Annotated in this window: 4 protein-coding genes; 2 read left to right on the top strand and 2 right to left on the bottom strand. The window is 50.6% G+C overall.

The window, feature by feature from the left end; translation table 11 throughout:
• Window positions 1–46 precede the first annotated feature (46 nt).
• Window positions 47–502 (bottom strand): peptide deformylase, encoded by a 456-nt coding sequence (gene def, locus OEL57_RS15170; protein ID WP_300741611.1) that lies wholly within the window; start codon window positions 500–502, stop codon window positions 47–49.
• A gap of 92 nt (window positions 503–594) precedes the next feature.
• Between def and OEL57_RS15165 the strand changes: the two genes are divergently transcribed.
• Window positions 595–810 (top strand): hypothetical protein, encoded by a 216-nt coding sequence (locus OEL57_RS15165; RefSeq protein WP_300741609.1) that lies wholly within the window; start codon window positions 595–597, stop codon window positions 808–810.
• Between the two features lie 11 nt (window positions 811–821).
• Here the strand turns inward: OEL57_RS15165 and OEL57_RS15160 are convergent, their stop codons facing one another.
• Window positions 822–1670 carry an HDOD domain-containing protein gene (locus OEL57_RS15160; RefSeq protein WP_300741607.1) on the bottom strand — a complete coding sequence of 283 codons (849 nt, stop codon included), beginning with the start codon at window positions 1668–1670 and terminating at the stop codon, window positions 822–824.
• Window positions 1671–1835: 165 nt separating this feature from the next.
• Between OEL57_RS15160 and OEL57_RS15155 the strand changes: the two genes are divergently transcribed.
• Window positions 1836–3710: tetratricopeptide repeat protein (locus OEL57_RS15155; protein WP_300741605.1), on the top strand; the 1875-nt coding region annotated here is incomplete at its 3' end.

The following is a 3710-nucleotide window of genomic DNA, read 5'->3' as shown; positions in this document are numbered from 1 at the left end:
GTCATGGGGTACTCCGTTTTTTGTTCTTTTTAACAAACAGCTCGCGCTAAAGCGGCGAGAGTCGATCCACGAACAAAATGCCATCCAGATGGTCGATCTCATGCTGAAAAGCGACGGCCAACAGGTCTTCGGCATGCCAGATCCGCTCCTGACCCTCAAGGGAAAGCCCTTTTACCACCACCCGTTCGTGGCGTTTGACGTTGGCAGAAAAGTCAGGAACCGACAGGCAGCCTTCTTCTTCAAAGGTCTCTCCTTCGCCATGGATGACCACCGGGTTAATCACGGTGATCAACTGTGGTGCGTCATTTTTGGCAGCCACGTCAATCACGATTACCCGTTGCAGGACCCCGATCTGCGGGGCTGCAAGGCCGACACCGGGGGCGTCATACATGGTTTCAGCCATGTCTTTGGCCAGCTGGATGATCCCATCGGTTATAATAGTTACCGGTGCTGATTTTTGCTTGAGAAGCGGGTCAGGAAAAGTGAGAATAGGACGAATCATGGTCTGCGTACTCATAGTCTGGTAAGATATTTAACGATACTTTATATCAATTTCTGAGCAACAAAATCAACTATGTTGCGCGGGGTGGATAAATGACAGAGCCTATACAGGGAGTTGTAAAGACAGATAGGGTTGAACGTCGACGCAGTGCAACGCAGGAACGGATGAGGCGCCTGTATGGTGAGAGTTCCCGCGACTATGATGATGTTGAAGAGGAAGATAGCGTGGATATCTCTGATGAGGCGCGCAGACGGGCAGACGGGACCTATCGTAAGTCGATCCTTGAACATCTTGAAGGCGATGAGTGAGCACTGACTGGCTAACTAAAGAACGACTGATCCTTGGTGTAGGCCTCGATAAACCGCTCAAGCAGGGCTGTTGTTCGCTCTTCACTTAAGCCAAGCTGTGTTGCCGGCAGGCTTGCCGCAACGTCCAACTCTTCCTCCACGGCCAGGGTGCCAACACCGTAGCGGTGGCAGAACAGGTTTGAAAGGCTGACTACGTTGGCAAGATTGGAAAGGTAGGGATCTGCATCTTCACCCAGATCAAGGCTGTGATGGGCCTGAACCGCCTTGATCAGGTGCTCGGGAAAATTCCATTTTTTAATAACCAGCGCACCGGCATCTTCATGGGTGTAGTGGAACAGCATCTGCTCTGCCTGGGCAAACGTGATGCCTTCATTGTAGCAAAGCTGCATTACTTCCTGAAACTTGTCCTTATCAAGAAAGTTCATGATCTGCTTGCCGATATCGTGGAACAGCCCCCCCAGAAATGCTTCATCCGGATTTATCTGACGCAGTTCCTGCGCAATCAGACGGGCTGCCAGGCCGGCGCCGAAGGAGTGTTCCCAAAGCAGTTTTTCAGTGAGGCCGTAGGGGTGGTAAACCTGTTTGACTGATGCAGCTACGACCACACTTTTCAAGGTAACAAAACCAAGCATCATGATGGCATGGGGCAATGTCTGGATCTGGCGTTGGGCCCCGTAGAATGAGGAGTTGGATATTTTTAGTACCCTGGCGGCAACGGCTGGATCAGAGGCAACTACCCTTGCCAGATCATCGGCGGTGGAGTTTTCGTCCTCCATTAGTTGCATCACCTTGGTGGCAACCACCGGAATGGTCGGCAGGTCGCCAGCCGTCATGATGATCTGTTCCAGATCTTTGCTCATGCTTGTTTCCCCAGTCTTTTTACGTACAAACGAGTGCTGAAGCCCAGACATACTATTCCATAAAACTGTAAAGAATCAAGCAGTTCGGCAGAATTATTTGAAGTTTGGCGGTTTTGTCTGTATACTCCCTCTCAATCTTGCTGCCAAACAAAAGGAAAATTAACCATGTATAGAAAAAGGACGACAGTTTTGCCGCTCCTTGCCGGAGCTTTTTTTCTGTTGACCGGCTTTAGTTGGAACTTTGGTGGAGACAAGTGCAAGGATGCCCTTGAGCTGGCAAACAAGTTGCCTGGTATCAGCGATGATGCCATCAGAACCAGGGAAGAAGCCCAGATTATTTCGAACTGCCCTGATGGGGCTGCTGCCCAGTTTGTGCAGGGGCTTCAAGCAGAACGGGTCGGAAACATTGATGGTGCCATTGCCGCCTATCGGCGTGGATTGCAAAAGGAACCTGGTTTTGCCGCCGCTTCCGGTAATCTGGGAATACTCTATCTGCAAAAAGGGTTGCAGGACGATGCAGCCGTTGCCTTGACCAAGGGATTGTCCGGTCAGTCAGTGCCAGCCTATCACAAGGCCCTGGCAAGGATTATGACGGATAAGAAGTTTTATGCCCTTGCCCTGTACCACTATGGCGAGGCCGGAAGCAAACAGCCGTCCGATGCCGGTGTACTGGTTGGTCAGGCTGAGGTTTACGCTGCCCAGGGACAGACCGACCGGGCGATTGATGAGTTTCGGAGAGCATTGTTGCTGGATCCTGCCAACGAGCAGGCATCCCTTTCTCTTGCAGGTATCTATCTGCAGCAAAATCAGCAGGATGCTGCATTGGATCTGCTGAAAAAGACATCTGCCGCGATACCCCGCAGCAGCCGTCTGCATCTGATGCTTGCCGATATCTATGACAAGAAGGGCGATACAAAGCAGGCTGATTATGAGCGGCTTCTGGGAGGCAAAAAAGGGGCGGTGGTGGTCGAAGAACAACCTTCAAGGCCGGAAGGTTTTGTAGTAGGTGATCAACTTGCCAGCAAAGGCGAGGTGGATAAAGCAGCTGAGGCCTATCGTGCTGTGCTCCAACAACAGCCTGATGCCGTTGAGCCCCATGAAAAACTTGGTGATCTGTATTTCCGTGCAGGCCGTGAAGCCGATGCTATTATTGCCTACCGCGAGGCGGTGCATCTCGGCTCTTCAAATGCTGAAGTATATTACAATCTTGGGCAGTTGTACGAAAAACGTAACCAACTGGATGAAGCGGTGGTTTCTTACAAGCGGGCCATTGAAAAGAAACCGACTTTTGCCGAGGCGCGTCTGAAGCTGGCTGATATTCGTCTGGGACGAGGCAATGCACAGGAAGCGGTTGAACAGTATGTTGAGTTCCTGAAGTTAAAACCAGAAAGTGCTGATATTCATCTGAAGCTTGCCAGGATATTTGTAAAAAATAAAAACCTGAGCCTTGCAGAGGAATCCTACAAGGCGGTGCTGAAGCTTGCTCCGGACAATGTTGAGGCAAACCGTGAACTTGCTGCTGTCTATCGTGCCAAGGGTGCTGCCGACAAAGCGGTAGAGCATTACACCAAGGCCCTTGAGTTGCAAGAGGATGACAGTGAGAGCCGTAATGCTCTGGTGGCTATCTATGTCAAAGATAAAAAATATGATGAGCTGGCTGAGTTGTTGCAAGAGGCGGTGGAGCTGGCTCCTGAAGACCCCAATAATCACTACAAGCTTGGCTTGATTTACGATTTCAAGAAAGAATATGATGACGCTATTGCCAGTTACAAAAAAGCTGCTGAACTAAAGCCGGACCATGCCCGTGCCCTGCATGCCCTTGGTCGGGTCTATATGAAAACCGGTCGTCTTTCAGAGGCTCGTGAGGCACTTGAGGCTGCCAAAAAAGCTGATCCGAGCATGGAAGAGACCTCTGTTCTGCTGAATAATATTCGGGACGAATTCAACCCGGTGCCTCGCAAGGCTGGCAAGTCGAAAAAGGGGACGAAAAGCAAAAGCAAAATCAAGAGCAAGAGCAAGAAAAGCAGTACAAAGTCCAGC

The sequence above is a fragment of the Trichlorobacter sp. genome, assembly GCF_030247655.1.
In the GTDB taxonomy this organism is placed as follows: Bacteria; Desulfobacterota; Desulfuromonadia; order Geobacterales; family Pseudopelobacteraceae; genus Trichlorobacter.
This window is presented reverse-complemented; position numbering and strand designations above follow the sequence as displayed.

What these genes read in the sequence shown, in the direction of transcription:
- OEL57_RS15160 (WP_300741607.1), bottom strand. Translation starts at nt 1,670, where the DNA reads ATGAGCAAAGATCTGGAACAGATCATCATGACGGCTGGCGACCTGCCG.
- def (WP_300741611.1), bottom strand. Translation starts at nt 502, where the DNA reads ATGATTCGTCCTATTCTCACTTTTCCTGACCCGCTTCTCAAGCAAAAA.
- OEL57_RS15165 (WP_300741609.1), top strand. Translation starts at nt 595, where the DNA reads ATGACAGAGCCTATACAGGGAGTTGTAAAGACAGATAGGGTTGAACGT.